This is a genomic window from Mycobacterium sp. SMC-21 (assembly GCF_045310825.1).
Lineage (GTDB): Bacteria > Actinomycetota > Actinomycetes > Mycobacteriales > Mycobacteriaceae > Mycobacterium.
In genome coordinates this window covers 18,126-44,065 of sequence record NZ_JBJIAO010000035.1, presented here as the reverse complement: position 1 = coordinate 44,065, position 25,940 = coordinate 18,126, and the positions used below count along the sequence as shown (strand labels likewise).

Genomic DNA, 25,940 nt, shown 5'->3' with positions numbered 1-25,940 from the left:
CGGCGTTCCGCTGAGTCAGCCAACCCGGGCAGACCCATCACGAAGGGGCGAAGCATGTCTGAGTTGGGCCACTCTTGGCGGTCGCATACGGCAGGGGACGATCAGCCGGTAGCAACCGGTAACCGTGCGGCGCGGCGCCGCTCCCGGACCAAGCGGGGGATCGCCACGACCGCCGTCGCCGGCGCCATGGTCGCGGCGCTGACCGCCCCGCAGGCGTTCGCCGCGGACAGCAACCAGGCCGTGACAGATCAGATCCTCGCCCAACAGCAGCAGATCATCGCCACCAACAGCAACTATCCGTTCATCAAACCGTCCGACGTGAGTTCGTTGCCGCAATACACCCAGGCCCTGGCGATGGGCGTGCTCTTCGGTGCGCTCAATGAACAGAACCGGATCAACGGCTACGACCGCAACGGTGAATTTCTCACCGCCCCCTGGAACGCGCCGTCTGCCGAGCCTCTGCCGTTCTCGAACGACCCGACGGCGGACAACAAGTACACGCTGCTGGCCGTGCGGGGCGAGTCGTACACGGTGACCATCACCCCTCGCCCTGGCACGAAGGTGGTGACCTTCGTTCCGATGTCGGGGAACATCATGGACGGGAAGTTCATCTCGACCGGTGTCAGCTATGACCTGACGCAATTCACACCGAATGCGGACGGCACGTACACCGTGGTGATCAGTCCGGACCAGCAACCGGGCAACTGGGTGAACAGCACCGGCGCCCAGACGATCCTCATGCGCGATACCACCACCGACTGGGGCATTCCGCACGACACGATCCTCATCAAGCAGCAGAGTTCATCGTCGCAGTTCAAGCTGCCGGTGCTGTCAGAAAGCCAGGTGGCGGCGGTGTTGGCCGGCGTCGCGGACAATGTCTCCGGGTTCAATTCCAGCGTCACGAATAAGGGAATTCAGGCGGTCTGGGCCGCAGTACCGGAAAACACCTTCACCGTGATCAAGCCGACGACTTCGGCGGTCGGCGGCCCGATTCTGCCGGGGCAATTGACCAGCATCGGACACTTCAACCTGCAGCCGGACCAGGCACTCGTGGTCAAGGTGCCCACCGTTTCGGCCGGCTACGTGGCTGCCCAGCTGACCAATATCTGGCAGCTGGATCTGCCGTATGTGACCGCGCAGAGCAGCCTCAACGGCAGCAACATTTTTCAGGCAGACGACGGTTACACCTATTACGTCGTCAGCGCCACGAACCCCGGCGTCGCGAACTGGCTGGACAACGGAGGCGTCGTCAACGGCTCCGTCACGCTCCGGTTCCAGGACGTCAACGGCACGCTCGACAACAATGCGGTGACGGCCCAAGTAGTCCCGATCTCTGATGTCCGTCTGCACTTGCCGGCCGATACCCCGACCGTCACCCCGCAGCAGTACGCGGCCAGCCTCAAACGGCGGATGTTCGAGTTCAATTACGTGCACAACCAGAACAACGTGCCCACTGGCTGGGCGACGGCGAATTTGGAGCTCGATCAGATCAGGGCAGCGGTCGGCACCGACAAGTTCAACGAGATATTCGGTAGCCAGAGCAACGTCCCGTCCGTCCTGGACCGGATCACGCAATCTGCCCTCAACCCGGACTACGTCGACCTCGCCCGCGGCATCTTCGCCAACCCCGTCGGCAGCTTGTCCGCTCTCGTGCAGAACATTCCGTTGGCGGCCCAGGACATCGTGAATCCCATGGTCCTGTCCGCTCTGCGGTGCGACCTACTCATCAACCAGACCCTCACCCAAATCCGGGCCGGCCTCGCTTCCGGGAACATCACCGCCGTGGTCGCGGCGCTGGGCAGTGGCATCCAAGGTTTGGGCACAATCATCAACCGGACCTTGACCGACCCGAGCACCAGCGTCACTGCAGGCTTCCTGAACGCGCGTGACGACCTGTCGGTGGCGCTGAACCGCGCCGACAGCTACTCGCCGTTGACGATGGGCAACATCAAGACGGTCGTCAAGGAGCTCGGAGACCTCGGCCGCACCACAGGGCACATGCTGGTCGGTGGGCTGCGCGGCGCGATCCCCGCGGCCAACCCCACGTCACAAACCCCGACCGGGACGCCGGCGCCGACCGCGGCAACATTCGGCGCGGACGTGACTCCGACAGCGAAGACCACACATGAGGCGGACACAACACCGACGGCACAGCCCGCTAGCCCGGCAGCACCGACAGCTGCGGACCCGGCGGGCACTCCGGCGAGCAGCCCTGCGAAACCGTCTGACACCCCGGCGGCCGAGGGATCGGCGAAGCCGGCGGCCGCCAATGGCAAGAACCAGCAGACCGACGGCACGCCGCACGTCAAGCAGCCCAAGGACGGGAAGCGATCGAAACCTGCCAATGGAAAGCCGTCCAAGGTTGCCAAGGGTTCCAGCACTTCTGGCGCCACGCAGACGAGTGGCCCGGAGGACTCCAAACCCGCACACAGCAAGCAGCACGCCGAAAGTAAGAATTCAGCTTCTGCTGGTGGCGGAGAAAAGACCGCAGGCGCAGGTTCGGGCACAACGAAGTAACCGTCTGCGGGCGAATGGGGGCCGGGTGACACCGGCCCCCATTTGTGCGGGGCAGATTTCAAAAACATGTGAACTCGGGTTACAGTTACTTTCATGGCTGAGAAACCGGTTGCCAACGCACTGACCCTCGAGCTCGAGCCCGTGGTGGACACCGAGCTGTCCCGGCACCTCGCGACTGAGGAAGCCTGGTACGCCCATGACTACGTCCCGTTCGAGCAGGGCGAGAACTTCGCCTTCCTCGGCGGCACCGACTGGGACGCCTCCAGCGTCACGCTGCCCAAGCCGGTCACCGATGCGCTGGAAATCCTGCTCATCACCAAGGACAACCTCGCCGGCTACCACCGTGAGCTGGTCGAACACTTCATCCTCGAAGACAAGTGGGGCCGCTGGCTGGGCCGCTGGACCGCCGAGGAGCACCTGCACGCCATCGCGCTGCGTAACTACCTGGTCGTCACCCGCCAGATCGACCCGACCGCCAACGAGGACGTGCGCGTCGAGCACGTCATGAAGGGCTACCGGGCCGACAAGTACAGCCAGATCGAGACGCTGGTCTTCATGGCGTTCTTCGAGCGCGCGCATGCCGTCTTCACCCGTAACCTGCAGGCTCAGATCGAGGAGCCGGTGCTGGCGGCCATGGCCGGCCGTATCGCCCGCGACGAAGAGCGGCACGAGGAGTTCTTCGCGAACCTGGTCTCGCACCTGCTGCAGACGCACCGCGACGAGACCATCGCCGCCATCGCGGCCCGGGCCGCGGGCCTCGAGGTCATCGGTGCCGACATCGACGCCTACCAGGACAAGGTCCAGGTTGTTGCTGACGCCGGCATCTTCGACGCCGCAGCACTGCGCACCGTCATCTCGGACCGCATCAAGGCGTGGGGGCTGAGCGACGAGCCGTCGCTCGCTCAGTTCATCTAGACGTCACAAAACAGGCACGGCGCGCCAGTGAGCGCGCGGCCGTCGCCGGGGGTAGCGTCGCCGGTGATGGCTAGCGAATTGCTCTGCTATCCGGGCGGTACCCGATTAGAGATTGGGACCGGCCCCGGTCCAGGTACCGCTGCGTCCACCGAAGTACTCGTGTGGGGCCGCACGGGCCGAGGAGCGCCACGTGTCTGATTCGCAGGTCCGTACCTACGTGCTCGATACCTCCGTGTTGCTGTCCGATCCCTGGGCATGCACACGCTTCGCTGAGCACGAAGTGGTTGTCCCCCTGGTGGTCATCAGCGAGCTGGAGGGTAAACGCCACCACCACGAACTGGGCTGGTTCGCCCGGCAGGCCCTGCGCATGTTCGATGACTTGCGGTTGGAACACGGACGGCTGGATCAGCCGATTCCTGTTGGGACGCAAGGGGGAACGCTCCAGGTCGAGCTGAACCATGTCGACCAGTCGGTGCTGCCCTCGGGCTTCCGCACCGACACCAACGACCACCGCATCCTCGCCTGCGCCGCCAACCTCGCCGCCGAGGGCAAGCGAGTCACCTTGGTCAGCAAGGACATTCCGCTGCGCGTCAAGGCCGGCGCGGTGGGCCTGACTGCCGACGAGTACCACGCGCAGGATGTCGTGACGTCCGGCTGGACGGGCATGACCGAGATGGACGCCTCGCCGGAAGACATCGACACGCTGTTCGCCGACGGCGAGGTCGACCTGCTGGAAGCGCGGGATCTCCCGTGCCACACCGGAATCCGGCTGCTCGGTGGCACGTCGCACGCGCTCGGCCGCGTCAATGCCGAGAAGCGCGTGCAGCTGGTCCGCGGTGACCGCGAAGTGTTCGGCCTCCGGGGAAGGTCAGCCGAACAACGCGTCGCCCTCGATCTGTTGCTCGACGAGTCCGTCGGCATCGTCTCCCTCGGCGGCAAGGCCGGTACCGGCAAGTCGGCGCTGGCGCTGTGCGCCGGCCTGGAAGCGGTGCTCGAGCGCCGCACCCAGCGCAAGGTCGTCGTGTTCCGGCCGCTGTATGCCGTTGGCGGACAAGACCTCGGCTACCTGCCGGGCAGCGAGAGCGAGAAGATGGGCCCGTGGGCGCAGGCCGTCTTCGACACCCTGGAAGGCCTGGCCAGCCCGGCCGTGCTGGAAGAGGTGCTGTCCCGCGGCATGCTGGAAGTGTTGCCGCTCACGCATATTCGCGGCCGCTCGCTGCACGACTCGTTCGTCATCGTCGACGAGGCCCAGTCGCTGGAACGCAACGTGCTGCTGACGGTGCTCTCGCGCCTCGGCTCCGGTTCCCGCGTGGTGCTCACGCACGACGTCGCCCAGCGCGACAACCTGCGTGTCGGCCGGCACGACGGTGTCGCGGCGGTGATCGAGAAGCTCAAGGGCCACCCGCTGTTCGCGCACATCACCCTGATGCGCAGCGAACGCTCGCCGATTGCCGCGCTCGTCACCGAGATGCTCGAGGAGATCAGCCCCGGCACCCTGCCGTGACCTGAGCCGGACCGCGATTTGTGCACGATTTTCCGCGCTGAACACGGGTTTTCGTGCACAAATCGCGGCGTCGGTAAGGTGATTGGGTGCGACGCGAGAGCAAGGCCTGGCCCTACTGGCGAACCGTCCTCGGTGTGTGTGCCGGTGTGACGATCGTCGTGGTCGGGTGTCAGACCGGCAATGTCGCCAAGGCCGACGAAGTCGACTGCAGTAAGTACAAGTGCGTCGCGCTCACATTCGACGACGGTCCCAGCCCGTACACCGACCGGTTGCTGAAAATCCTGCAGGACAACGACGCGAAGGCGACGTTCTTCGAGATCGGCAACAAGGTCGCCGCAAACCCCGACGGCGCCAAGCGCGTAGTCGAGGCCGGCATGGAGCTCGGTCAGCACACCTGGGAACACCCCAACATGACGACCATCCCGCCGGAGTTCATCGCGGGCCAGTTCAGCAAGGCCAGCGACGCCATCGAGAAGGCCACCGGGCAGCGGCCGAAACTGGTGCGCACCGCCGGCGGCCTGATCAATGACCAGGTGCTCGCCGAGGCGAAGAAGCAGGGCCTGGCCGACATCAACTGGGACGTCATCCCGTTCGACTGGGCCAACGACTCCAACACCGCGGCCACCCGCTACATGCTGATGACGCAGATCAAGCCGAACTCGGTGGTGCTGTTCCACGACACCTACTCATCGACGGTCGATCTGGTGCAGCAGTTCATCCCGGTCCTGAAGGCCAACGGGTATCACATGGTGACGGTCAGCCACATGATCGGCCCTCGTGAGCCGGGCACGAGCTACGGCAGCCGGGAGAACGGCCCGCCGGTCAACGATCTGACCGACATCCCGCCGGCGGAGATTCCGACGCTGCCCAACACGCCGTCGCCGCCGCCGATGCCCAACATCCCGATCACCGACATCCCGGGCGCCAACTCCGGCGGCTCGAACAACGGCCAGTAGGTACGCCGAGCGGCTGCCGCAGAGGTAGGTGCTGCCATCGGAAGTACGTGGCTTCAATCACGACGGGCCGCGGCTGCGGTGACTGAACCCAGGTACTTTTTCCGGCCACCAACGGTCCCTGAGTGCAAAAACCACCGGGACATCGCCCTTGCGATTGAACGCACGGACTTCCTGCCCGGTTCGGCGCCGTGCAGGGGACCCTACGCAGTGGGGAAGCGGTCGACGATCGCGTCGACCATCGCCAGGAGTTCGGCGATGCGCCCGCGCAGCACGTCGAGATGCTTGTCGGCGCCCTGCTTGGCCGCCCGGCGTTCGGTCACCGCCAGTTGCAGGTGCAACTCGGCCAGCTCGTCCTCTAGTAGTTCGATGAAGAGCCTGGCCTGCAGGACATCGGCATTCCGTTGACCCGGTGATGTCGTCACGAGTTTGAGGACCTCAGCCTGGGGTTTGGGCAGCCGCTCGCCGGCGTGCGTGTGCGGCATGTGGAAGCGGCCGTGTGTCATGCACGGGACGGCGTCCAGCCGGGCACCTCGGTGCGAATCGGTCAGCTCGGCCGTCATTGCAACACAATCGCAAACGCACGGGTCGAATCCCGTTTCCCGGCAGTATCTGTCCAGTAAGGAGCTGTTCACATTCGCTTCACCTGCGATGTGAGAAGAGGCCTCGGGAGGGCATCAAAAAAAGTGCCCCCTTCCGAAGAAGAGGGCACTTTCTGCGGCTGAGAACTACTCGCCGTCCTTGACCTTCGCCATGGCCAGCACGTCCAGGCGCTTGTCCAGCTCGGCCAGGGAGAGGTTCTCGCCGATCAGGCCGCGGTCGATGACCGTCTGCCGGATGGTCTTCTTCTCCTTGAGGGCTTCCTTGGCGACCTTGGCGGCTTCTTCGTAGCCGATGGCCGAGTTCAGCGGCGTCACGATCGAGGGCGACGACTCCGCCAGCGTGCGCAGGTGGTCCTCGTTGGCGACGAGGCCGTCGATGCACTTCGACGCGAACAGCCGCGAGACGTTGGACAGCAGCGTGAAGGACTCAAGCACGTTGCGGGCCATCATCGGGATGTAGACGTTCAGCTCGAAGGCGCCGGACAGGCCGCCGACGGTGACGGCCGCGTCGTTGCCGATGACCTGCGCGGCGACCTGGGTAACCGCTTCGGGCAGAACAGGATTCACCTTGCCCGGCATGATCGAGCTACCCGGCTGCAGGTCCGGCAGCTGGATTTCGCCGAGGCCGGTCAGCGGGCCCGAGCCCATCCAGCGCACGTCGTTGGCGATCTTGGTCAGCGACACCGCGATGGTCTTCAGGGCACCGGACGCCTCGACGAGTCCGTCGCGGGCGGCTTGGGCCTCGAAAGAGTCTGCAGCGGTGCGCAGTTCGGCGATGCCGGTCTGGTTCACCAGCACCTCGACAACCTTGGCGCCGAAGCCGTCGGGCGCGTTCAGGCCGGTGCCGACGGCGGTGCCGCCGATGGCCAGCTCACCCAAACGAGGAAGACACGCGCGCACCCGTTCTATGCCGGCCTCGATCTGACGTGCGTAACCACCGAACTCCTGGCCCAGGGTGACGGGCACGGCGTCCATGAGGTGGGTACGGCCGGACTTGACGACGGTGCGCCACGCGCGGGCCTTGTTGGCCAGCGACTCGTGCAGCACCTCGAGGGCCGGAATCAGGTGGCGCACAGCGGCTTCCGTTGCCGCGATGTGTGTGGCGGTGGGGAAGGTGTCGTTGGAGCTCTGCGACATGTTGACGTGGTCGTTGGGGTGGACCTCGACGCCGTTGCGCGCAGCGATCGAGGCGATGACCTCGTTGGCGTTCATGTTCGAGCTGGTGCCCGAGCCGGTCTGGAACACGTCGATGGGGAACTGGTCGTCGTGCAGACCGTCGGCGATCTCACCGGCGGCGGCGATGATGGCGTCGGCCTTCTCGGGGTCCAGCAGGCCCAGGTCCTTGTTGACCTGTGCGCAGGCGCCCTTCAGCAGACCCAGCGCGCGGATCTGGGTGCGCTCCAGGCCGCGGAACGAGATGGGGAAGTTCTCCACGGCGCGTTGTGTCTGCGCGCGCCACAGGGCGTTGACCGGAACCCGGACCTCGCCCATGGTGTCGTGCTCGATCCGGTACTCGACATCGTTGTCGGACATGTGCTCCCTTTGGTTGAGGTGAAACGAATTACGGCAGGGGGTGTGCGGCGGAAATATCCCCGGTGAAGTCCACCGCGGAGTACTCGTTGAGCTTGGACAGCCGGTGGTAGGCCTCGATCATCCGGACGGTGCCGGACTTCGAGCGCATCACGATCGACTGCGTGGTGCAACCGCCGGCGAAGTACCGCACACCGTTGAGCAGGTCACCATCGGTGACGCCCGTCGCGCAGAAGAAGACGTTGTCGCCGGCGACCAGGTCTTCGGTGGTCAGCACGCGCTCCAGGTCGTAGCCGCGGTCCAGGGCCCGCTGGCGCTCGTCGTCGTCGGTCGGCGCGAGGACGGCCTGGATGGCGCCGCCCATGCAGCGGATGGCGGCTGCGGCGATGATGCCTTCGGGCGTGCCACCGATACCGGCCAGGATGTCGGTGCCGGACTCGGGGCGGCAGGCCGAGATGGCGCCGGCGACGTCGCCGTCGGAGATCAGGCGGATGCGCGCACCGGCCTCGCGGACCTCGCTGATCAGCTGGGCGTGCCGGGGGCGGTCCAGGATGCACACCGTGACATCGGCCACCGACTCGTTGAGGCGCTTGGCGACGCGGCGGATGTTCTCGCCGATGGGTGCGGTGATGTCGATGACGTCGGCTGCGTCCGGTCCGACGGCGATCTTGTTCATGTAGAACACGGCCGACGGGTCGAACATGGTGCCGCGCTCGGAGACTGCGAGCACCGAGATGGCGTTGGGCATGCCCTTGCTCATCAGGGTGGTGCCGTCGACCGGGTCGACGGCGAAGTCGCAGTCCGGACCGTCGCCGTTGCCGACCTCTTCGCCGTTGTAGAGCATCGGGGCGTGGTCCTTCTCGCCCTCGCCGATTACCACGACGCCGCGCATCGAGACCGAATTGACCAGCTCACGCATGGCATCGACGGCTGCACCGTCGCCACCTTCCTTGTCGCCGCGGCCGACCCAGCGGCCGGCGGCCATGGCCCCGGCTTCGGTCACGCGGACCAGTTCGAGGGCGAGGTTGCGGTCTGGGGCTTCTCGGCGCGAAGGCGTCATGCGCCGATTGTCCCATTAGCCATTTGTTGGTGTGCGGTCGGGAGTTGGGATACTGAGCCCTGTGACGTCTCAATCGCCGGAACCCGACGACCAGTCTGTCGCCGCATCTGATGGGCGGCCCGCCGCCGTGCCCAACGCGGTCGCCGAGGGGCAGTCGGTGCCGGTGCCGCGCCCGGCGAAGGACCGGCTGCTGCAGGACGGCCGCGACATGTTCTGGTCCATCGCCCCTCTGGTGGTGGCGTGTGTTGCGCTGGCCGGGATGCTCGGCATGTGTTCGTTCGCGCCGCAGGGGCCGGGTAAAGGCCCGGCGCCGCAGTACGACGCCCCGGCCGCGCTCAAGGCCGACGCCGCCGCGCTGCACATCCCGATCCGGATCCCGGAGCTGCCGTCCGGCTGGCACGCCAATTCGGGGTCGCGCGGCGCCATCGAGGCGGGCCGCACCGATCCCGTCACCAAACAACCCACGCGGGCGCTGATGTCGAGGGTCGGCTATCTGACCGCCTCCGGCATGTTCGTCGCGCTGACTCAGAGCAACGCTGACGAGGAGAAGCTGGTGTCCTCGATCCACAGCGGCATGTATCCGACGGGGGCGCAGGACCTGGGTGGCGTGCACTGGGTGGTGTACGAGGGGGCCGGCGAGGACCAGCAGGGCACAGAGCCGATCTGGACCGCCAAGCTTGACGGCCCGACGGGCCCGTCCCAGGTCGCGGTCAGTGGGTCGGCGAGTCCGGCGGACTATCGGACTCTGGCAGAGGCGACGCAGAAGGCGCAGCCACTGCCGTAGCGGGTTGTTTCCGTCGCATCGTGGCGATCAGCCGGGCGATGCGGCCCGGCGCGCGAGGTTCGTCGGGTTCGGGTTCGGTCAGCGGAACACCTTTGAACACAGCGAGGTACACGCTGATGGTGGTGACGACGACGATCATCAGCACCGGGCCGATCACCAGGCCCAGGAAGCCGAACATCGCGATGCCGGAGAACACCGACAGCAGCATCAGGGCGGAGTCCAGCCGGGCTTCACGCGGCACCAGGATCGGCCGGAGCACGTTGTCGATGTTGGTGACCACCAGGATGTGGAACAGGATCACGAACAGGCCGCCGCCGATGTTGCCGAACAGTGCCATGCCGATGCCGAACGGGATGCTGACGATGCCACCACCGAGCGGAATCACCGACAGAGCGCTCAGCAGGATCGCAAAGATGAAGAAGCCGTCGTGGAAGCCGGCGATGTAGATCGAGATCGCGCCGGACACACCCTGCGCCAGTGCGATGACGAACTGGCCGAGGACCGTGCCGCGCACCATGGCGCCCATCTTGGCCAGGTACAGGTCGGTGACGTCCTCGCCGAGTGGGTTGAGCCGCCGGATCAGTAGGACCACGTCATCGCCGTTGACCAGCAGCGAGATGAACACATAGATGAAGATGACGGCACCGGCGAGCGCGCCGAAAAGTCCGCCCGCGGCGGTCTGCAGCACGTTCAGGCCCCACTCGCCCGCGCGCTGCGCAAACGTGATGATCCACTTCTGGACCGACTCCGGCGTCAGGGTCACGTGGTGCAGGTAGGGGATTTGTGACAGCAGGTCGTTGGCGGCTTGCAGCGCCCGAGTGCCCAGCGCGCCCATGTCGTTACGACTCACCCACTGCGACACGTTGCGGATCATGGCGGTGATCTGGACGACGCCGATGGCGACGGCCCCGCTGATCGGCACGACCACGACCAGCAGCGCGGCCAGCAGGGTCAGGGTGGCCGACAGGCCGGTGCTCAGCCGCTTCGACAGCCGACGGAACAACGGGGTGAAAAGGTAGGCCACCACCCCGGCAACGACGACCAGCATGAACTGCCCGCGCAGGAAGTACGCGCCGAATCCGACCGCCAGGACCGTCGCGACGGCGAGGGCCCGTTTCTGGGTGACCGTGAATTCGGTGTCCATGACGGTGATTCTGACGGATTTGCCGCCGGTTGCTACCCCGACGCGAGCTTGAGGAGGTGGCTCATGATGTCGGGGTAGCGCTTGAGATGCGCGCCGCCGTTGAGGTCGAGAACCTCGCCCGTCATCCAGGACGACTGCTCCGAGCACAGGAACAGCACGGCGTTGGCGATGTCCTCGGGGGTGCCGGCGCGGCCCAGCGCGGTGTTCTCGACGTACTCGTCGACGACGCCGGGGATCATCGCGGCGCCTTCGGTCAGGGGAGTGGTCACGAAACCGGGGGCGACGGCGTTGACGCGAATGCCCTTGGGGCCCAACTCCAATGCGGCCACCTCGGTCAGCATCGACAGGCCGGCCTTGGCGGCGCTGTAGGCGCTCATGCCGATGGCGGGCTGGCGGCCGTTGAGCGACGAGATGCACACCAGCGACCCACCCTCACGCAACTTCTGGCCGGCGTATTTGGTGACGATGAACGACCCCGTCAGGCAGCAGTCGACGACGGCGCGGAAGTCCTCGACCGGCATGTCGACGATGAGCCCGAAGGTCGAGAACCCGGCGCAGCTGACGACGGCGTCCAGCTCCCCGGTCTGCTCGAAGACGGCAGCGACGGACGCTTCGTCGGTGACCTCGACGGCGACGGCGGTGTGCGGTGCGCCGAGTTCGGCGGAGCGGGCCTCGGCGAGTTCGGCGTTCCGGTCGGCGATGGTGACGCGGTAGCCCTGCGCGGCCAGTCCTTGGGCGGTGGCCCAGCCGATACCGGATGCCCCACCGACGACGAGGGCGCTGCGCTGTGTGCTCACTGGTTTCTCCTGGCGTGATCGACGGTGGACCCGGCCCAGACGCCGCGGTGTGAACAGATTACATAATCTGTTCACATCTGTGACCGATGCGCGTACTCGCTTCGCGTTCCCGTCAGGAGCGTTCGTCGACGAACTCGACCAACTGAGTGAGGTCGACGCCGGTGGCTTCGGGGGTTGCCGACAGTCGTTCGGCCGGCGCGTCGCTGCGATTGACCCAAAAGGTGCGGTAGCCGAATGCTGCGGCGCCGGCCGCGTCCCAGCCGCCGTGCGCGCTGAATGCGATTTGTGTGCGCGGGATGCCGAATGCATCTTCGCCCAGCTGGTATGCGCGGGGGTCGGGTTTGAACGCTTTGACGCGGTCGGTGCTCAAGTGTGGGCGAAAGACATCGTCCAGCCCTGCGTTCGTGACCCAGGAGTCAAGCATCGTCACGGTGGCGTCGGATAGAAAAGCGAGGTGTAGCCCGCGGTCCTTGAACGTGCGGACCGCAGCCGGGGCATCTGGCCATGGTGTCAATCTGAGCCAAGCGCCCATCAATTGTTCGCGACCGGCGGGATTGAGCCGCAGTTTGCACTGCTGTACCGCGAATTCGAGCGCATCCTCGGTGACGGTCCAGAAGTCGGTGTACGTACCCGACAAGGTGCGCAACCAGGTGTATTCGAATTGCCGGACTCGCCATGCTTCGATCAATGTCGTTCCGGCGCCTGGAAATATGTCCTCGGCGGCATTGTCGATTGGCCTGCGATCAAACACGGTAAACGCGTCGAAGGCGACGGCCCGAATGGGGCCAGGTCGGCCCGGAGCGGCCGACGCTGACGGTGACCGGCCGGCGCTCAGGCCGGCCGCGGCCGTGAGGCCGATGAAGCCTCGGCGCGATAAATCTGCCTTCATATGCCGTCGGCGAGTGGTAGCCGAACCTCGAAGCGTGCGCCCGTTTCGAGGTTGTGAGCCGACAACGTGCCGCGGTGGGCCTGCACCAGACCCGCTGCGATGGCCAGTCCCAAACCGGACCCACTCGGCAGTGACGAATCGGCGCGCGGCACGCGGCCGTTGGACCCCCTATAGGCGACGTCGAACACCCTGGCCAGATCAGCCTCGTCGATACCCACTCCCGTGTCGTCGACGCGGGCCCAGGCGCCGTCGGCGTCGCGGCCCAGCGTCAGCTCGACGCGGCCCCCTTCCGGGGTATGGGCGATGGCGTTGGCCACCAGATTGGACAGCACCCGCACCAACGCCCGGTCACTGCCGATCACTCGGACGGGTTCGGCCGGCAGTTGAGCAGCCAGTTGCACCCCGGCTCGCTCCGCGGCGATCCGGTGGGTAGCCAAGACGTCGTCGACGACTTCATCGAGCGCGACGGTGTCGTGCGCCGGTTGGACCGCGCCGGCATTGATCTTCGACATCTCGAACAGGTCGTCGACCATCTCGGAAAGCCGAATCGATTCCTGCTCAATGTGTTTGGCGTGCGACCGCACCTCGGTACTGTCCACGAGGCCATCGGAGATCGCCTCGGACACCGCTCGGATACCGGCCAGTGGGGTACGCAGGTCGTGGCTGACGAACGCCACCAGGCGGCGCCGGGATTGTTCGGCGGCCCGCTCGGAAGCTCGGATTTCTTGCTCCCACACCGTTCTTCGCGCTTGGTAGCGGGCCAGCATCACCGCCGCGGGGATGGTCACCACCGCGACGATCACCAGCACCACCGCGATGCGCTCGAAGGTCTCGGTGATCATGAAGCCGCTGGCGCCGAGCACGCCGGTGAAGGTCGCGAGGGTTGGAATCAGAACCAGGGCAACCATGCTGACCGCCAGCGACCAGGAGCGAGCCAGGTGGATCAACACGCCGCCGGCTACCACGACGGGAACCGAACAGGCCAGTGCCCAACCGATGATCTCCCACAGGTCAGTTGCCGGCATGATCGTCGTCTCCCCACAGATAGCCGCGCCCCCATACCGTCTGAATCCGATGTGCCGCACCGAGTTTGGCGCGCAGCCGTTTGATGTGCACCGTCACCGTCGATTGGTCGCCAAAATCCCACTGCCACACCAGTTTCAGCAGCTGGTCGCGGGAGTACACAGTGCCGGGATGGGTGAGTAGGAACACCAACAAGTCGAATTCACGGTTGGTTAGACTCACTGCGACGCCGTCGATGCTCACCGAATGTGCGGAAGTCGACACCTGCAGCGCACCGTTCGTGATCTCCAAGGGCCCAGCCAGATCCCGAGCCGGCACCCGTCGTAGCACCGAACGCACCCGCAAGGCGAGCTCGCGGGGGCTGAATGGTTTGGTGAGGTAGTCATCAGCGCCGGCCTCCAAACCGGCGATCCGGTCGTCCTCCTCGCCGAGCGCGGTCAAGAGCATCACCGGCAGTCCGTAGCCGTCGCCGCGGCGCATGCTGCGGCACAATGTCAGCCCGTCGGGTCCGGGCATCATCACGTCGAGCACCGCCATGTCGACACGCTCCGTGTTCAACAGCGCCAGCGCCTCATTGCCGTCACGCGCGATCGAGACATTGTGCCCGTCTCGCTCCAGATACCGACGCACCACATCACGCACGACGGGGTCGTCATCTGCGATCAATACCCTCGTCACACTCGACAGCCTAGCCCGCCAGTAACTCTGGTCATGGCTTCTACCAGCACCTATGTCACAGTTTCGTCATCATTTGACCCTTGGCTGCGGCGCACGGCCCGCTTTACCGTCGGATGATGTCCAGCTCTGCGATCACGGTGATCCTGCCGTGTCTGAACGAGGCCGAGTCGCTGCCCGCGATTCTGGCCGTCCTCCCAAACGGATACCGGGCTCTGGTGGTCGACAACAACAGCACCGACGGGACGGCGACCGTGGCGCGGGCCCACGGCGCCGACGTGATCACCGAACTGGAGCCCGGATACGGTGCGGCGGTCCATGCCGGCGTGCTGGCAGCGCAGACGTCGACGGTTGCGGTGCTCGACGCCGACGGGTCGCTGGACCCGCGGGCGTTGCCGTATCTGGTTGCGATGCTCGACCGCGGTGCCGACCTGGTCATCGGGCGGCGCCGCGCGGTTCCCGGGCTACGTTGGCACTGGCATGCCCGCCTGGGCACCGCCGTGGTGTGTTGGCGATTGCGGACCCGATACAGGTTGCCGGTGCACGACATTGCGCCCATGCGGGTGGCCCGGCGCGAGGCGCTGCTGGGTCTCGGTATCGCGGATCGTCGATTCGGCTATCCGCTGGAACTGTTGGTGCGCGCGGGGCAGGCGGGCTGGCAGGTAGTTGAAACCGATGTCAGCTATGGCCCGCGCACCGGCGGCGAGTCGAAAGTGAGCGGTTCGTTGCGTGGCAGTTTTCTTGCCGCACTGGACTTCTGGCGGGTGATCTCATGACCGTTCCCGTGACTGTGCTGGTGGTGGCGAAGGCTCCGGTACCTGGTCTGGCCAAAACCCGGTTGGCCCACACATTGGGTGCGGAGGGAGCGGCGGATCTCGCCGCCGCCGCGCTGTTGGACACTCTGGACGCGGTGGCCGCGACGCCGACCGTCGCGCGCATGGTGGCGTTGACCGGCGATCTTGCGTCCGCGCGGGGGGCCGCCGCGATCCGGGAACGGCTGGCAGAATTCACCGTTGTTCCCCAGCGTGGCAATGATTTTGGTGAGCGCTTGGCCAATGCGCACCACGATGCGGCGTGCCTCGGATACCCGGTGCTGCAGATCGGCATGGACACCCCGCAGGTGACTGCCAAGTTGCTGACGGCGTGCGCACTTCGGTTGCTTCGCGCCGACTCGGTGCTGGGGCCGGCCAGCGATGGTGGTTGGTGGCTGCTCGGGCTGCACAACGGCGTCGGCGCCGACAGCCTGCGTACGGTTCCGATGTCGCAAGCCGATACCGGGGCCCGGACACAGCGCGCTTTGGCGCACGCCGGCCTGACCGTGGATTTGGTGACCGAACTGTCGGATGTCGACGTCATCGACGACATCGCCGTAGTGCGGGCGCGCTGTCCGCAGGGCAGTCGGTTCCGGAGCCTTACTGCGGCGATCGGGGTGTGACGTGTTCGGAAACCTGTATGAGCGCGCACTGGTCGGGGAGCGGTGCTGGGTCCGCCAGGACGACGGCAGTCGGCAACGTCTGCCCGTGCACAACTGGCTGGGCGGTCGCCGGGCGGATCGGAGGTTTGATCGGGCAGTTCTGGCATTGTGCGACGGGCCGACCATCGACCTCGGGTGCGGACCAGGTCGGCTGGTGGCCGATCTGATTCGGCGCGGCGTGCCGGCGCTCGGCGTCGACCAGTCCGCCACCGCCGTCGAACTTGCACGGCGCAGCGGCGCTCCGGCGTTGCGCCGCGATGTCTTCGACCCGCTCCCAGGCATGGGCCGCTGGCAGACAGTGCTGCTGGCGGACGGTAACGTCGGGCTGGGCGGTGACCCGACGCGCGTGCTTCGCCGGGCTGCCGATCTGCTTCGGCGCGGAGGCCTGTGTATCGCCGAATTCGACTCGGCCCCAAGCGGAGTGATAACTCGATGGGTGCGGCTGGAATCGGCGCGGACGGTTGGTCCGTGGTTTCGGTGGGCGACGGTCGGAGTCGACAGCGCGCCCAGGATCGCCGGCGACGCCGGCCTGAAGGTCGTCGATATGCACCCGGTCGGGGACCGGATGCTCGCGAGTCTGGCGTTGCGATGAGCGGCACGGAACTACGCAGCACCGCCGTCACCGCGCGGGTCGGCATGATGCTCGGCATCGCGGTCACGCTGTGTTTCGTCACCGGGTTGATCAGCCACTTCATCCAGCATCCGCAACCGTGGTTCTACTGGCCCGCGCATCCGGTCTGGCTGTACCGGCTGACGCAGGGCACGCACGTCGCCTCTGGTATCGCGGCGATTCCGCTGACCGTCGTCAAGCTGTGGTCGGTGTGGCCCAAGCTGTTCGAACGTCCCATCATTGGCGGCGTCGCCAAACAGCTCGAGCGCGCCTCCATCCTGGTCCTGGTGGGGGCGATGCTGTTCGAGCTCTCCACCGGTCTGCTGAACATCGCGCAGTGGTACGTCTTCAAGTTCTTTTTCACCACGTCGCATTACGCGGTGGCCTACCTCGCGGCGGGTGCGGTCCTGGTGCACATTGCGGTGAAGCTGCCGGTGATCCGGCGGGCTCTTGGCGAACCGCTCGGCGATGTCGCGACCGGCGGTGCGGTTGGGCCGACGCGGCGCAGCGTGTTGTTGGGTACCGGGGCGGCGGTCGCGGTCGCGACGGTGGCGACGGTCGGGCAGAGTGTCGGATGGCTACGTGGGGTGTCGTTGCTGTCGCCACGCTCCGGTAAAGGGCCGCAAGGTATTCCGGTGAATCGGACAGCGGTCGCGGCCGGCGTGCTGCAAGCTGCTGGGTCGCCGAATTATCGGCTCACCGTCGTCAACGGCGCCCGTAGTCGAGCGTTCTCGGTGGCTGAACTCAATGCCATGCCGCAGAGGACATTCCACCTGCCGATCGCCTGTGTCGAAGGCTGGAGTGCCGACGCCGAGTGGACCGGCGTGGTGCTCGCGGACCTGATCGCCATGGTGGGCGGGTCGCCGCAGGCCGACGTGCGGATGGATTCGCTGGAGCCGCCCGGCCCGTATTCGCGCACCGTGCTGCCCGCGCGTCATGCCCGGGATGGTCAGACGTTGGTCGCGCTCAAACTGAATGGGGAGACGCTGCATCCGGACCACGGATACCCATGTCGGCTCATCGCTCCGTCGAGACCTGGTGTGTTGCAGACCAAATGGCTGTCCCGGATCGAGGTGATGCAATGAGGGCCACTCGGGTGCTTCTGATGATCTCAGGGCTGGCGCTGGCCGGGTACGGCGTGACCCTGGTGTTCGAGAATCCGCCGGTGATCATGATGCGCATGGCGGTGTGGGCGTTGGTCGCGGTCGCCGTGCACGACGTGGTGTTCGCTCCGCTGTGCGTGGCGCTGGGCTTCGCGGCGCGCCGGATACTTCCGGTCAGGTGGCAGGCGCCGGTCGCGGTGGCCGCGTTGTGTTCAGCGGTGCTTGGCCTGCTTGCGATCCCGGTCTTCGACAAGCCAGGCATGCACCTGGACAACATGACTGTGCTGGATCGTGATTACCATGCCGGACTGTGGATTTCACTGGCCCTGGTGTGGGCGTGCGTGCCCGGCTATCTGGTGGCCAGGCGGCTGCTACCAGTTCGTCAGAATCAGGTGGTTGAGGGCCAGTGCGCCGATGACGTTGGCGGCCAGCCACCAGCGCCGTGACGGCGCCGGCAGTAGCGCGCCGGCGGCGGTCAGCCAGACGGTGAACGGCAGCCAGATCCGTTCGGTTTCAGCCTTGCTCAGCATGCTCAGGTCGGCACACGTGATGGCCAACAGTGCGGCGAGCGTCAATAGGTGGATGCCGCTTCGGCGGTGAAGCGCGACGCGGTCGAATGCCAGGCTCAGCCCGGCGACGCTGCCCAGGCCGATGGCGCACACCACAGAAGCCAGGTTCGCCCACGACCAGTACTGAAATGGGCGGTTCATGGCGATGCCCTGCCAATACCGTTGCTGCACCAGGGTATAACCGTCGAACCACCAGAAGCCCGTCGCGGCGAACGCGCCGACCACGGCCAGCGCCGCCACCGTCGCGGGCGCGAGGACTCGGACCGCTGTGCGGCGGTCCGGCGCCGTGATCAGCACCGCGACAGCCGGTATCGCCATCAGACCGAGACCGTAGTTCAGGAAGATGCCCCAGCCCAGCAGCAGGCCCGCGCCGGCGCCGGTAAGGATCGGGTGTCGGTCACGCGTCGCGAGCGCCAGCAGAGCGATTCCCCAGGCGGCGATACCGGCGTAGTAACCGTCGGCGGACACGGCAATCCAGATGGCAGTCGGGGCGACTGCGACGAAGGGTGCGGCGGCTCGGGCCGTCGCCTCACCGGACAGAACGCGCAGCGTCACGACGATGGCTGCCGCGGCACTGGATCCGACCAGTAGGCACCAGAGGCCGGCCCAGGCGCCGCCGCCCAGCCCGATGCGATCCAGCCATACAAATGTCAGCAATGCGCCGGGCGGGTGGCCCGAAACGTGGGTGATCCACGAATGTGGTTGGTAATCGAGGATTCTGGACGAGAAGGTGCGCAAAGCCTCAGGGATGTCGGTGATGCTCGGCACTTGTCGGAGGTATTCGTGCTGCGCCGTCAGGCGCCCTGCGAAACCCCGCTGCCAGCCGTCGACCATGGCCAACGAGAATGCCCAGGAGCAGGAGACAGCCCATGCGGTCAGTGGTACTGCGCGCCACGGTAATCGCGCGGCGACTGGCTGTCCCCACAGCACCGCGGCCATTGCGATCAGCGCTGCAGGTGCCGTACCCCAGCCGATGTGCGCGTTCCACCAGCCGAAGATGGGTGCAGTCTGTGCGAAACTTCGGATCTGGGCTGGGGTGCTGTTGATCAGCGGGGTGACGATCCCCAGATGCAGCGGCGGCACCGCGAACGCGACGACCACGAGCGTCAGCCCCACGACGGCGGCCGTTGCTGTCCTTCGGCGAATGTTCACGGCTGCCAGCCTAAGAGTGGGCTGCCGGTGAAACGGTGACGATTCGATGACCCTTGCGGGGTGTAGCACGGGAGATCTGCTTCTGCGCGGTTGCATGTTGCGGTCGTGGCATCGATCGATGACACGGTTGCCGACCAGTACTGTACTCTCCCGTACGATAAATGTACTAGAAAGTACACTACTGGCTTATTGCCCGGAGTGGGCTTTCATCGCATCGTGGAAGGACGAGCCGTTGTCTGTTCAACCCGCGGCCATATCGAGCCGTATCAGCAGGTTGGGGCAGGCAGTGGCCCGGTATGGATTGGTCGTCGTGCTGGCGTGGATCGGTGTGGGCAAGTTCGTCAAGATGGAAGCCCATGTGCTGATTGAGCACAACCCGCTGATGTCCTGGATCTACCTGGTGCTCAGTCACAGCGCTGTGGCCACGGCCCTAGGTACTGCCGAGATCCTCGCCGCGGTCCTGATCGCACTGCATCGGGTGTGGCCACTGCTGTCTGCCGTGGGTAGTGCCATGGCGGTGGTGCTGTTCGTCGGAACGCTGAGCTTCCTGTTCACCACGCCGGGTCTGGTGGTTGGACATGCGGGCCCGATCCCGATTTTGGGTGCTCTGCCCGGCCAGTTTCTGTTGAAGGATCTGGTGCTCATCGGAGTGGCCATCTGGACCTTGGGTGATGCGCTCGACGGTCGTCGTATGCCGCCCGCTGCGAAGCAGAACTCGGGTGGCTGACCATGGACAGCAACACATCATTGTTCTGCAGTACGTCTCTGGCCGGCCGCATCGAACACGCTGAGGCGCAGCTCATTGCACTCGCGAGTGCACCCGCCCGGCAGCGCAACAGGTCGGGATTCGCCACTCCGCTGGGTGGCGGAGTGGCATGTTTCGCTGAACCTGGATCACCGATGAACAAAGTGGTCGGGCTGGGTTTCGATGGCGCGCTTGACCCGGTAGCTCTCGGCGCTATCGAGCTGGAATATGCGATACGCGAAACGCCCACGCAGATAGAACTTTCCAGTCTCGCCGACCGCGAGGTCGCGGTACTGCTGTCGCGCCGCGGTTATCGGCTCGTCGCGCACGAGTGCGTCCTCGGTCGGCGCCTTGACTGTGCGCTACCGGTGGCGACCTCACCGGGAATCGACGTACGGGTATGCGGCCCAGAAGAATTCGACGCCTGGTTGGACGTAGTGGTGGCAGGTACGGCCCATCCTGACGATGAGGGTGTGGGTTTCCACGAGCAATTCTCCGACGAAGCCATCGAGCGGGACGAACGCGACTTCTACGATGCCGGCGCCACGATGTACGTCGGTCGATGTGATGGCGTGATTGCCGGTGGTGCGAGCCTGATGATCACAGGGGGCATTGCTCAATTCACCGGTGCCGCAACCGCTCCGGCGTATCGTCGTCGCGGGATACAGAACGCACTGCTGGCACGGCGCCTGACAGACGCAGCGGAAGCCGGCTGCGATATTGCGGTGATCACCACGGCGCCCGGCTCCAAGTCGCAAGAGAACGCCCAACGTCGCGGCTTCCAACTGTTGTACACCCGCGCCATGTTGATAAAGCCGGTTGACGGCCCGATCCAGGCGTCAGGCTCGGGTGAGAACGGGAGCGGTACTTGGAAGTTGGTGTCTGCGCAGGGAATGTGCGTCAGCAGTGAAACTGCGGGCACGGATTTTGCGGAGCCGGTGAGGATCGTGCCGTTCGACGGAGACCGGCGGGCTCTCATCGATCTGTTCCGGCTGGCCGAGGATTCCGAGCGCAAACTTGACGGCTACATCGGTGCAGGGCGCGTTTGGGTCGCCATGCGCGGATCGGCCGAAGTCGTCGGACACATCCAAGTCACCGTGAGTGATCACGGCGAAACATGGGAGGTGGCCAACATGGCCGTCGCTGTGCCGCACCGCGGTGCCGGCGTCGGGCGCCGCCTGCTCGAGCAGGTGATCGATGACGCTCGCGCCGGCGGTGCCCGACGAGTCCAATTGGCCACTGCGACAGCAGATATTGGCAATCTGCGTTTCTACCAGCGCTGCGGATTCCGGCTCGGTCGCGTAGTGCATGACGCCTTCGGCCCGCACTCGGGCTACCCGGCCGGCACGGCATCAGACGGGATTGCCGTGCGCGACCAGGTGTGGTTCGAGCGCGTGTTGTAGCGGCGCAGCATGCCGGCCGGCATGCTGCGCCGAGTGAGACCTATTTTGCGTTCGGGCAGGTGATATCGACGTAGGCGGTGTCGAACCGCGCGGGTTCCATGAGTGTCATGCCGTCTGCCTGCATCGTTACGCGCAGGCCGGAGATGCTGGTGACCTTGCATTCGGACAACGGGACGTTGGGGTGCCCTTCGAGCCAGTTGAACGAGACGTTGTAGCCCGCGGATTGCAGCTCCTGGACAGCGGTGCTGGCGGGTCCGTCGCCGGGTGTGGGCAGGATCGGTGGGTTGGCCGAGGCGTTCGGCACGCCCGCGAAGGCTACGGCGGCGCCGGCGATGACGGTCCAGCGGGCGGCTTTGCCCAAGCTCGCTGTGACGGTGTTGCTCATGATGTGCGCTCCTCGTTTGGTCGTTGGGGCCGTGGCCCATTCGCCGATTGAGTGTTGGCGAAGGCCCACTCCGTTACGGATCGCCGCGCGACGGGACTATCTGACGATTCTGTGACGCGCGGTCGCCGGCGGACTTTCCCCGTAACGACCGGGCCGTCGGCCCACACGTCCGTGGTGCGCGCGGCCAGAGGCCGGGGGCCGTAACGTTCGGGCGCCGGCGACCCACTCAGTTCTGTGATCGTCGGCGGGCAGGCCGCCGCGAGACAGCCGAAAGAGGTAAACCAATGACCGCGACGAACATTCGGGCCCGAGTCGAATCATTGACAACAGAGGCCATAGTGAGTCGAATCGCCGGCCATCTCGCTCGCTACGGACTTGTCATCGTGATCGGGTGGATTGGCTTACTGAAATTCACTTCGTATGAGGCGCAAGGTATTCAGCCGCTCGTCGCGCACAGCCCGTTCATGAGCTGGCTGTACGACATCTTCTCCGTGACGACGTTCTCGTCGCTGCTCGGTGTGCTCGAGGTTGGCACTGCGGTGTTGCTCGCTGTCAAGCCGTGGTGGCCGAAAGTGTCGGCGGTCGGCAGCCTGATCGCGGTCGGGCTGTTCGTTGCGACCATCAGTTTCCTGTTCACCACGCCCGGGATCGGTGAGTCGGCCGCCGGCGGCTTCCCGGCGCTGTCGATGACGGGCCAGTTCCTGATCAAAGACGTTGCGCTGCTTGGCCTTGCGGCGTGGACACTGGCCGATGCGCTGGGTGCCGGGCGGGAGGGTGATCGTGTCTGATCGGCCTGCTGACTTCGACGGCCTGCGTGCGCTGTTCATCAACTGCACGCTCAAGAGATCGCCCGAGGTGAGCAACACCGAAGGTCTGATCGACATCAGCAGTCGCATCATGGCCGCCAATGGTGTCGAGGTCGAGGTGGTGCGCGCCGTCGACCACGACATCGCCACCGGCGTTTGGCCGGACATGCGCGAGCACGGGTGGGCGACCGACGACTGGCCGGCGATCTTCGACAAGGTGCTGGCCGCTGACATTCTGGTGCTCGCCGGCCCGATCTGGTTGGGCGACAACAGTTCTGTGATGAAGCAAGTACACGAACGGCTCTATGGCGGCTCGCATCTGCTCAACGACGCCGGGCAGTACCTGTACTACGGGCGGGTCGGCGGTTGCCTGATCACCGGCAACGAGGACGGTGTCAAGCACTGCGCGCAGAACGTGCTCTACACCTTGCAACACATCGGGTACACCATTCCGCCGCAGGCCGACGCCGGCTGGATCGGTGAAGCAGGTCCGGGCCCGTCCTATCTGGACCCCGGCTCGGGCGGGCCGGAGAACGACTTCACCAACCGCAACACCACGTTCATGACGTGGAACCTGATGCACCTGGCACGGATGCTGCGCGCCGGCGGCGGCATCCCCGCCTACGGCAATGTGCGATCAGGATGGGACGCCGGTTGCCGGTACGACTTCACCAATCCGGAGTACCGCTGAGCGACTATGCTCCCGGTCATCATGACCAGGATCGCAGGTGACGAAGGTGCGCTCGTCGCCGCGTTGCAACGCGGCGACGAGTCGGCTTTCGCCGAACTGGTGGACCGGCATACGCCGGCGCTGCTACGGGTCGCACAGGGTTACGTACCGACCCGTGAGATCGCCGAAGACGTCGTGCAGGACACCTGGATCGCGTTGCTCAAGGGGATCGGTTCGTTCGAGGGCAGGTCGTCGTTGCGTACTTGGCTTTTCGCGATTCTGATCAATATCGCCAAGAACCGGGGTATCCGTGAGCGGCGGGATGCCGATCTTGCGGTGGCGGCGTTCACTGGTGGCACCGTCGACCCGGCGCGCTTTCGCGGCACCGACGACCCGCATCCCGGCCATTGGCTGCCGACCGCAGTGCCGGCGCCGTTTCCGGACACCCCTGAGAGTTCGGTCCTCGGCGAGGAATTGATCATGGTGGCGCGACGGGGACTCGACAATCTTCCCGAACGCCAGCGCGTCGTGGTGACGATGCGTGACATGCTGGGATTGGACTCCGACGAAGTCTGCGAACTGCTCGAGATCAGCGCTGCCAATCAGCGCGTCTTGCTCCACCGAGGCCGAGCCGCCGTCCGGCAGGTGCTCGAGGACTATCTGAGGGATACCGCATGACCACCAACCCGATGGACTGCAACGAACTCGTCGAGTTGGTGACGGCCTACCTCGACGGCAGCCTCGACCTGGAGGACCGGGCGCGCTTCGACATGCATCTGCTCGAATGCGACGGCAACGAAAACTACCTCCAACAGTTCCGCAGCACCGTCGCCACCGTCGGCAAGATCGGCACCGACGAACTCGACCCGGAGTTCCGGCATCGGCTCATCAACGCATTTCGCAACTGGCGCTGAAGTGGCAGGCGCGCGGCTACCGGGATCGCTTGCGTTTGGGGGGTGGCCCCAGAGCGGCTGCCAATGCCGTATCCAGCGCGTGTTGCAGCGGTGCGACATCGCCACTGACGTCCGCGAGCAACATGCCGCCCTGGTAGGCGGCGAGTAGACCGGCAGCCAGGACAGCGGGATCGGTGCCGGGCAGCAACCCGCCGTCGGCGGCCACCCGCTGGAAGGCGTCGGCGATGACCTGTTCCCAGCGGCCGAACCCGGCCCTGAGCGCCGCACGGGCCGGGCCATCGGCGGAGCGGTCGAGTTCGTAGACCAGCGATCCGATGGGGCAGCGGATGGGATCGTCAGAAGATGCGTGCGCGCGGAGTGCGTCGGCGCACCAGGCGCGGAGATCGGCGGCCGTGTTGACGTTGTCGAATGACGGCTCGACCGCCGACAGCACCCGGTCGACCTGGAACCGGACCACGTCGGAAACCAAGTCCGCCTTGTCGGCGAAAAAGTGGTACAGCTGGCTGCGCCCCGCACCGGCGGCGCCGCCGATCTCATCGAGAGTCGTCGCCCGCACTCCCTGACGGGCGAACAAGACACATGCCGCCTCCAAGATTCGGGCCACCGTCGCGCGGCCACGGTCGGTCGTCGGCTCGGTGATCACTCGATGACGCTATCAAGCGATCAACTTTGTACTGTAGAGTACAGAAATCTTGAGTGTGGCTGTCGCCGGTCATTCACTTGACATTCGTTTGGAGGGCGCGGTGAGTCTTTTTGTTGGAGAACGCTTTCCGGTCGATGTCGCCGTGACATCGGCGGACGGGGACGTCACGGTCGCGCAGTTGATTGCGACAGGACCTGCTGTGGTGGCGTTTCACCGGTTGTGGTGCCCGTTCTGTCAGCAGGCTGCCCGCGACCTCGAGCAGGCCGGCGATCAACTCGCGGCGGCAGGCGCCCGCGTGGCCATCGTCTATCGCGATGACATCGACACGGTATGTGCGTCCTGTGCGCAGCGCGGCATCACCGCCGACTGCCTCAGTGACCCGCAACAGGAGCTTGAGCGTGCCACGGAAGTCGAGCGCTTTTCGCTCGGGCGGTATGCCATGTTCTCTCCGATGCGCCTGATCCGCGTGCTGCGCTCGGGTAGCCGCGCAGGCAAGGTGACGTCGGATGTCCTGCAGGGCCGCGGCACCTTCGTCGTGGACCGTGACGGACGCATTGTTTACGCCCATCACGCCGTCACTGCGGCCGACATCCCGCTGATCGATGACATTGTCGCTGCGGTGAGGGCGGTTGCCGGCGGCGCGGGCGCTTGATCGACAGAGTGATCGCGGCCAGGCCGGGAACTCGTCGGGATGGTCACCAATCGGTAAGAATCTCACGAAAGTTACTGCATTACAGTGGTATTGCCGCCTTCGGCGGGCGGTTCTCGCCGGTGAGAACCGCGTTGATGCACACGAATTCTATTGGAAGACAACGAAAGAGTGCTGTGATGAAGTCAGTGATCATGGGCATGGGTGCAGCCGCTCTTGCGATGGTGGCGTTCGCTCCGGTCGCGTCGGCAGCGCCGGCGGACGCGGTGATCAACGATCTGCGAGCGGAAGGCTATCTCGTGCAGATCAACCAGACGCCGACGGCTCCGCTCACCGCGTGCTCGGTGAGCAATGTTCGAAAGCTGGACGGCGGAGCCGCGTCTGCCCTCGTTGATGTCGTCTGCCCGGACGGCTGCTGACAGCA

29 protein-coding genes are annotated in these 25,940 nt (G+C 65.7%); 18 read left to right on the top strand and 11 right to left on the bottom strand.

Annotated elements, in window-relative coordinates:
- The first annotated feature begins 54 nt into the window (after nt 1–54).
- The 4 genes from ACJH6H_RS24065 (at nt 55) to ACJH6H_RS24050 (ending at nt 5,892) form a co-directional block, all read left to right on the top strand.
- Nucleotides 55–2,517, top strand: coding sequence for a hypothetical protein (locus ACJH6H_RS24065; protein ID WP_406775956.1), 2,463 nt, complete (start codon nt 55–57; stop codon nt 2,515–2,517).
- Between the two features lie 93 nt (nt 2,518–2,610).
- Complete coding sequence (locus ACJH6H_RS24060) at nt 2,611–3,432, top strand: acyl-ACP desaturase (protein ID WP_406775955.1); 822 nt, start codon at nt 2,611–2,613, stop codon at nt 3,430–3,432.
- Between the two features lie 190 nt (nt 3,433–3,622).
- Nucleotides 3,623–4,936: a PhoH family protein gene (locus ACJH6H_RS24055; protein ID WP_029104718.1), complete on the top strand. Its 1,314-nt coding sequence runs from the start codon at nt 3,623–3,625 to the stop codon at nt 4,934–4,936.
- Nucleotides 4,937–5,022: 86 nt separating this feature from the next.
- On the top strand, nt 5,023–5,892 hold the full coding sequence (locus tag ACJH6H_RS24050; protein ID WP_406775954.1) for a polysaccharide deacetylase family protein: 870 nt from the start codon (nt 5,023–5,025) through the stop codon (nt 5,890–5,892).
- Between the two features lie 200 nt (nt 5,893–6,092).
- On the opposite strand, the gene ACJH6H_RS24045 is transcribed toward ACJH6H_RS24050, so the two are convergent.
- From ACJH6H_RS24045 to glpX, 3 genes are all read right to left on the bottom strand, one after another.
- The gene (locus ACJH6H_RS24045; protein WP_406775953.1) at nt 6,093–6,452 is read right to left on the bottom strand and encodes a hypothetical protein; all 360 of its coding nucleotides are present in this window, start codon (nt 6,450–6,452) and stop codon (nt 6,093–6,095) included.
- Nucleotides 6,453–6,617: 165 nt separating this feature from the next.
- Complete coding sequence (locus ACJH6H_RS24040) at nt 6,618–8,024, bottom strand: class II fumarate hydratase (RefSeq protein WP_406775952.1); 1,407 nt, start codon at nt 8,022–8,024, stop codon at nt 6,618–6,620.
- A gap of 28 nt (nt 8,025–8,052) precedes the next feature.
- Nucleotides 8,053–9,081 (bottom strand): class II fructose-bisphosphatase, encoded by a 1,029-nt coding sequence (gene glpX, locus ACJH6H_RS24035; RefSeq protein ID WP_135355678.1) that lies wholly within the window; start codon nt 9,079–9,081, stop codon nt 8,053–8,055.
- Nucleotides 9,082–9,208: 127 nt separating this feature from the next.
- Here glpX and ACJH6H_RS24030 point away from each other — a divergent pair, with 127 nt between their 5' ends.
- Nucleotides 9,209–9,865, top strand: coding sequence for a DUF4245 domain-containing protein (locus ACJH6H_RS24030; RefSeq protein ID WP_209840947.1), 657 nt, complete (start codon nt 9,209–9,211; stop codon nt 9,863–9,865).
- Here ACJH6H_RS24030 and ACJH6H_RS24025 read toward each other — a convergent pair.
- From ACJH6H_RS24025 to ACJH6H_RS24005, 5 genes are all read right to left on the bottom strand, one after another.
- Nucleotides 9,792–11,009 carry an AI-2E family transporter gene (locus tag ACJH6H_RS24025; RefSeq protein ID WP_406775951.1) on the bottom strand — a complete coding sequence of 406 codons (1,218 nt, stop codon included), beginning with the start codon at nt 11,007–11,009 and terminating at the stop codon, nt 9,792–9,794. The genes ACJH6H_RS24030 and ACJH6H_RS24025 overlap by 74 nt on opposite strands.
- 32 nt (nt 11,010–11,041) lie before the next feature.
- A complete protein-coding gene (locus ACJH6H_RS24020; RefSeq protein WP_212812748.1) occupies nt 11,042–11,806 on the bottom strand; it encodes an SDR family NAD(P)-dependent oxidoreductase in 765 nt (254 codons plus the stop codon).
- A gap of 112 nt (nt 11,807–11,918) precedes the next feature.
- On the bottom strand, nt 11,919–12,695 hold the full coding sequence (locus ACJH6H_RS24015; RefSeq protein WP_073696238.1) for a haloacid dehalogenase type II: 777 nt from the start codon (nt 12,693–12,695) through the stop codon (nt 11,919–11,921).
- Nucleotides 12,692–13,720, bottom strand: coding sequence for a cell wall metabolism sensor histidine kinase WalK (locus tag ACJH6H_RS24010; protein WP_073696237.1), 1,029 nt, complete (start codon nt 13,718–13,720; stop codon nt 12,692–12,694). The genes ACJH6H_RS24015 and ACJH6H_RS24010 overlap by 4 nt, the downstream gene beginning before the upstream one ends.
- A complete protein-coding gene (locus tag ACJH6H_RS24005; protein ID WP_073696236.1) occupies nt 13,707–14,396 on the bottom strand; it encodes a response regulator transcription factor in 690 nt (229 codons plus the stop codon). The genes ACJH6H_RS24010 and ACJH6H_RS24005 overlap by 14 nt, the downstream gene beginning before the upstream one ends.
- A gap of 116 nt (nt 14,397–14,512) precedes the next feature.
- Here ACJH6H_RS24005 and ACJH6H_RS24000 point away from each other — a divergent pair, with 116 nt between their 5' ends.
- Genes ACJH6H_RS24000 through ACJH6H_RS23980 form a run of 5 tightly spaced genes read left to right on the top strand, consistent with a single transcriptional unit; the run spans nt 14,513 to nt 18,026 of the window.
- Nucleotides 14,513–15,169, top strand: a complete 657-nt coding sequence (locus ACJH6H_RS24000; protein WP_083612319.1) for a glycosyltransferase family 2 protein — start codon at nt 14,513–14,515, stop codon at nt 15,167–15,169.
- Nucleotides 15,166–15,828, top strand: coding sequence for a DUF2064 domain-containing protein (locus ACJH6H_RS23995; RefSeq protein WP_073696234.1), 663 nt, complete (start codon nt 15,166–15,168; stop codon nt 15,826–15,828). Before ACJH6H_RS24000 ends, ACJH6H_RS23995 begins: the two co-directional genes overlap by 4 nt.
- A 1-nt stretch (nt 15,829) precedes the next feature.
- Entirely contained in the window at nt 15,830–16,459 is a 630-nt protein-coding gene (locus ACJH6H_RS23990; protein ID WP_133425525.1) for a methyltransferase domain-containing protein, read from the top strand.
- Nucleotides 16,456–17,562, top strand: coding sequence for a molybdopterin-dependent oxidoreductase (locus tag ACJH6H_RS23985; protein ID WP_133425526.1), 1,107 nt, complete (start codon nt 16,456–16,458; stop codon nt 17,560–17,562). The genes ACJH6H_RS23990 and ACJH6H_RS23985 overlap by 4 nt, the downstream gene beginning before the upstream one ends.
- Complete coding sequence (locus ACJH6H_RS23980) at nt 17,559–18,026, top strand: hypothetical protein (protein ID WP_133425527.1); 468 nt, start codon at nt 17,559–17,561, stop codon at nt 18,024–18,026. The genes ACJH6H_RS23985 and ACJH6H_RS23980 overlap by 4 nt, the downstream gene beginning before the upstream one ends.
- Here ACJH6H_RS23980 and ACJH6H_RS23975 read toward each other — a convergent pair.
- Complete coding sequence (locus ACJH6H_RS23975) at nt 17,952–19,301, bottom strand: hypothetical protein (protein WP_133425528.1); 1,350 nt, start codon at nt 19,299–19,301, stop codon at nt 17,952–17,954. The genes ACJH6H_RS23980 and ACJH6H_RS23975 overlap by 75 nt on opposite strands.
- A gap of 232 nt (nt 19,302–19,533) precedes the next feature.
- Here ACJH6H_RS23975 and ACJH6H_RS23970 point away from each other — a divergent pair, with 232 nt between their 5' ends.
- Together ACJH6H_RS23970 and ACJH6H_RS23965 are read left to right on the top strand one after the other, a co-directional pair.
- Nucleotides 19,534–20,028 (top strand): DUF417 family protein, encoded by a 495-nt coding sequence (locus tag ACJH6H_RS23970; RefSeq protein ID WP_286150207.1) that lies wholly within the window; start codon nt 19,534–19,536, stop codon nt 20,026–20,028.
- Nucleotides 20,029–20,201: 173 nt separating this feature from the next.
- On the top strand, nt 20,202–21,449 hold the full coding sequence (locus tag ACJH6H_RS23965; RefSeq protein ID WP_336470597.1) for a GNAT family N-acetyltransferase: 1,248 nt from the start codon (nt 20,202–20,204) through the stop codon (nt 21,447–21,449).
- Between the two features lie 40 nt (nt 21,450–21,489).
- Here the strand turns inward: ACJH6H_RS23965 and ACJH6H_RS23960 are convergent, their stop codons facing one another.
- Nucleotides 21,490–21,834: a hypothetical protein gene (locus tag ACJH6H_RS23960; RefSeq protein WP_073696230.1), complete on the bottom strand. Its 345-nt coding sequence runs from the start codon at nt 21,832–21,834 to the stop codon at nt 21,490–21,492.
- A 284-nt stretch (nt 21,835–22,118) separates the two neighbouring features.
- Between ACJH6H_RS23960 and ACJH6H_RS23955 the strand changes: the two genes are divergently transcribed.
- The 4 genes from ACJH6H_RS23955 to ACJH6H_RS23940 are packed head-to-tail and all read left to right on the top strand — an operon-like array spanning nt 22,119 to nt 24,224.
- Nucleotides 22,119–22,622, top strand: coding sequence for a YkgB family protein (locus ACJH6H_RS23955; RefSeq protein ID WP_133425529.1), 504 nt, complete (start codon nt 22,119–22,121; stop codon nt 22,620–22,622).
- Nucleotides 22,615–23,331, top strand: coding sequence for a flavodoxin family protein (locus ACJH6H_RS23950; protein WP_244872648.1), 717 nt, complete (start codon nt 22,615–22,617; stop codon nt 23,329–23,331). Before ACJH6H_RS23955 ends, ACJH6H_RS23950 begins: the two co-directional genes overlap by 8 nt.
- A gap of 21 nt (nt 23,332–23,352) precedes the next feature.
- Nucleotides 23,353–23,988, top strand: coding sequence for an RNA polymerase sigma factor (locus tag ACJH6H_RS23945; protein ID WP_073696298.1), 636 nt, complete (start codon nt 23,353–23,355; stop codon nt 23,986–23,988).
- Nucleotides 23,985–24,224, top strand: coding sequence for an anti-sigma factor family protein (locus ACJH6H_RS23940; RefSeq protein ID WP_406775950.1), 240 nt, complete (start codon nt 23,985–23,987; stop codon nt 24,222–24,224). The genes ACJH6H_RS23945 and ACJH6H_RS23940 overlap by 4 nt, the downstream gene beginning before the upstream one ends.
- Nucleotides 24,225–24,240: 16 nt before the next feature.
- Here ACJH6H_RS23940 and ACJH6H_RS23935 read toward each other — a convergent pair whose 3' ends face one another.
- Entirely contained in the window at nt 24,241–24,867 is a 627-nt protein-coding gene (locus tag ACJH6H_RS23935; RefSeq protein WP_406775949.1) for a TetR/AcrR family transcriptional regulator, read from the bottom strand.
- A gap of 55 nt (nt 24,868–24,922) precedes the next feature.
- On the opposite strand from ACJH6H_RS23935, the gene ACJH6H_RS23930 reads away from it, so the two are divergent.
- A complete protein-coding gene (locus tag ACJH6H_RS23930; RefSeq protein WP_234785598.1) occupies nt 24,923–25,519 on the top strand; it encodes a redoxin domain-containing protein in 597 nt (198 codons plus the stop codon).
- Between the two features lie 176 nt (nt 25,520–25,695).
- Nucleotides 25,696–25,935 (top strand): hypothetical protein, encoded by a 240-nt coding sequence (locus tag ACJH6H_RS23925; protein WP_061001726.1) that lies wholly within the window; start codon nt 25,696–25,698, stop codon nt 25,933–25,935.
- Nucleotides 25,936–25,940 lie beyond the last annotated feature (5 nt).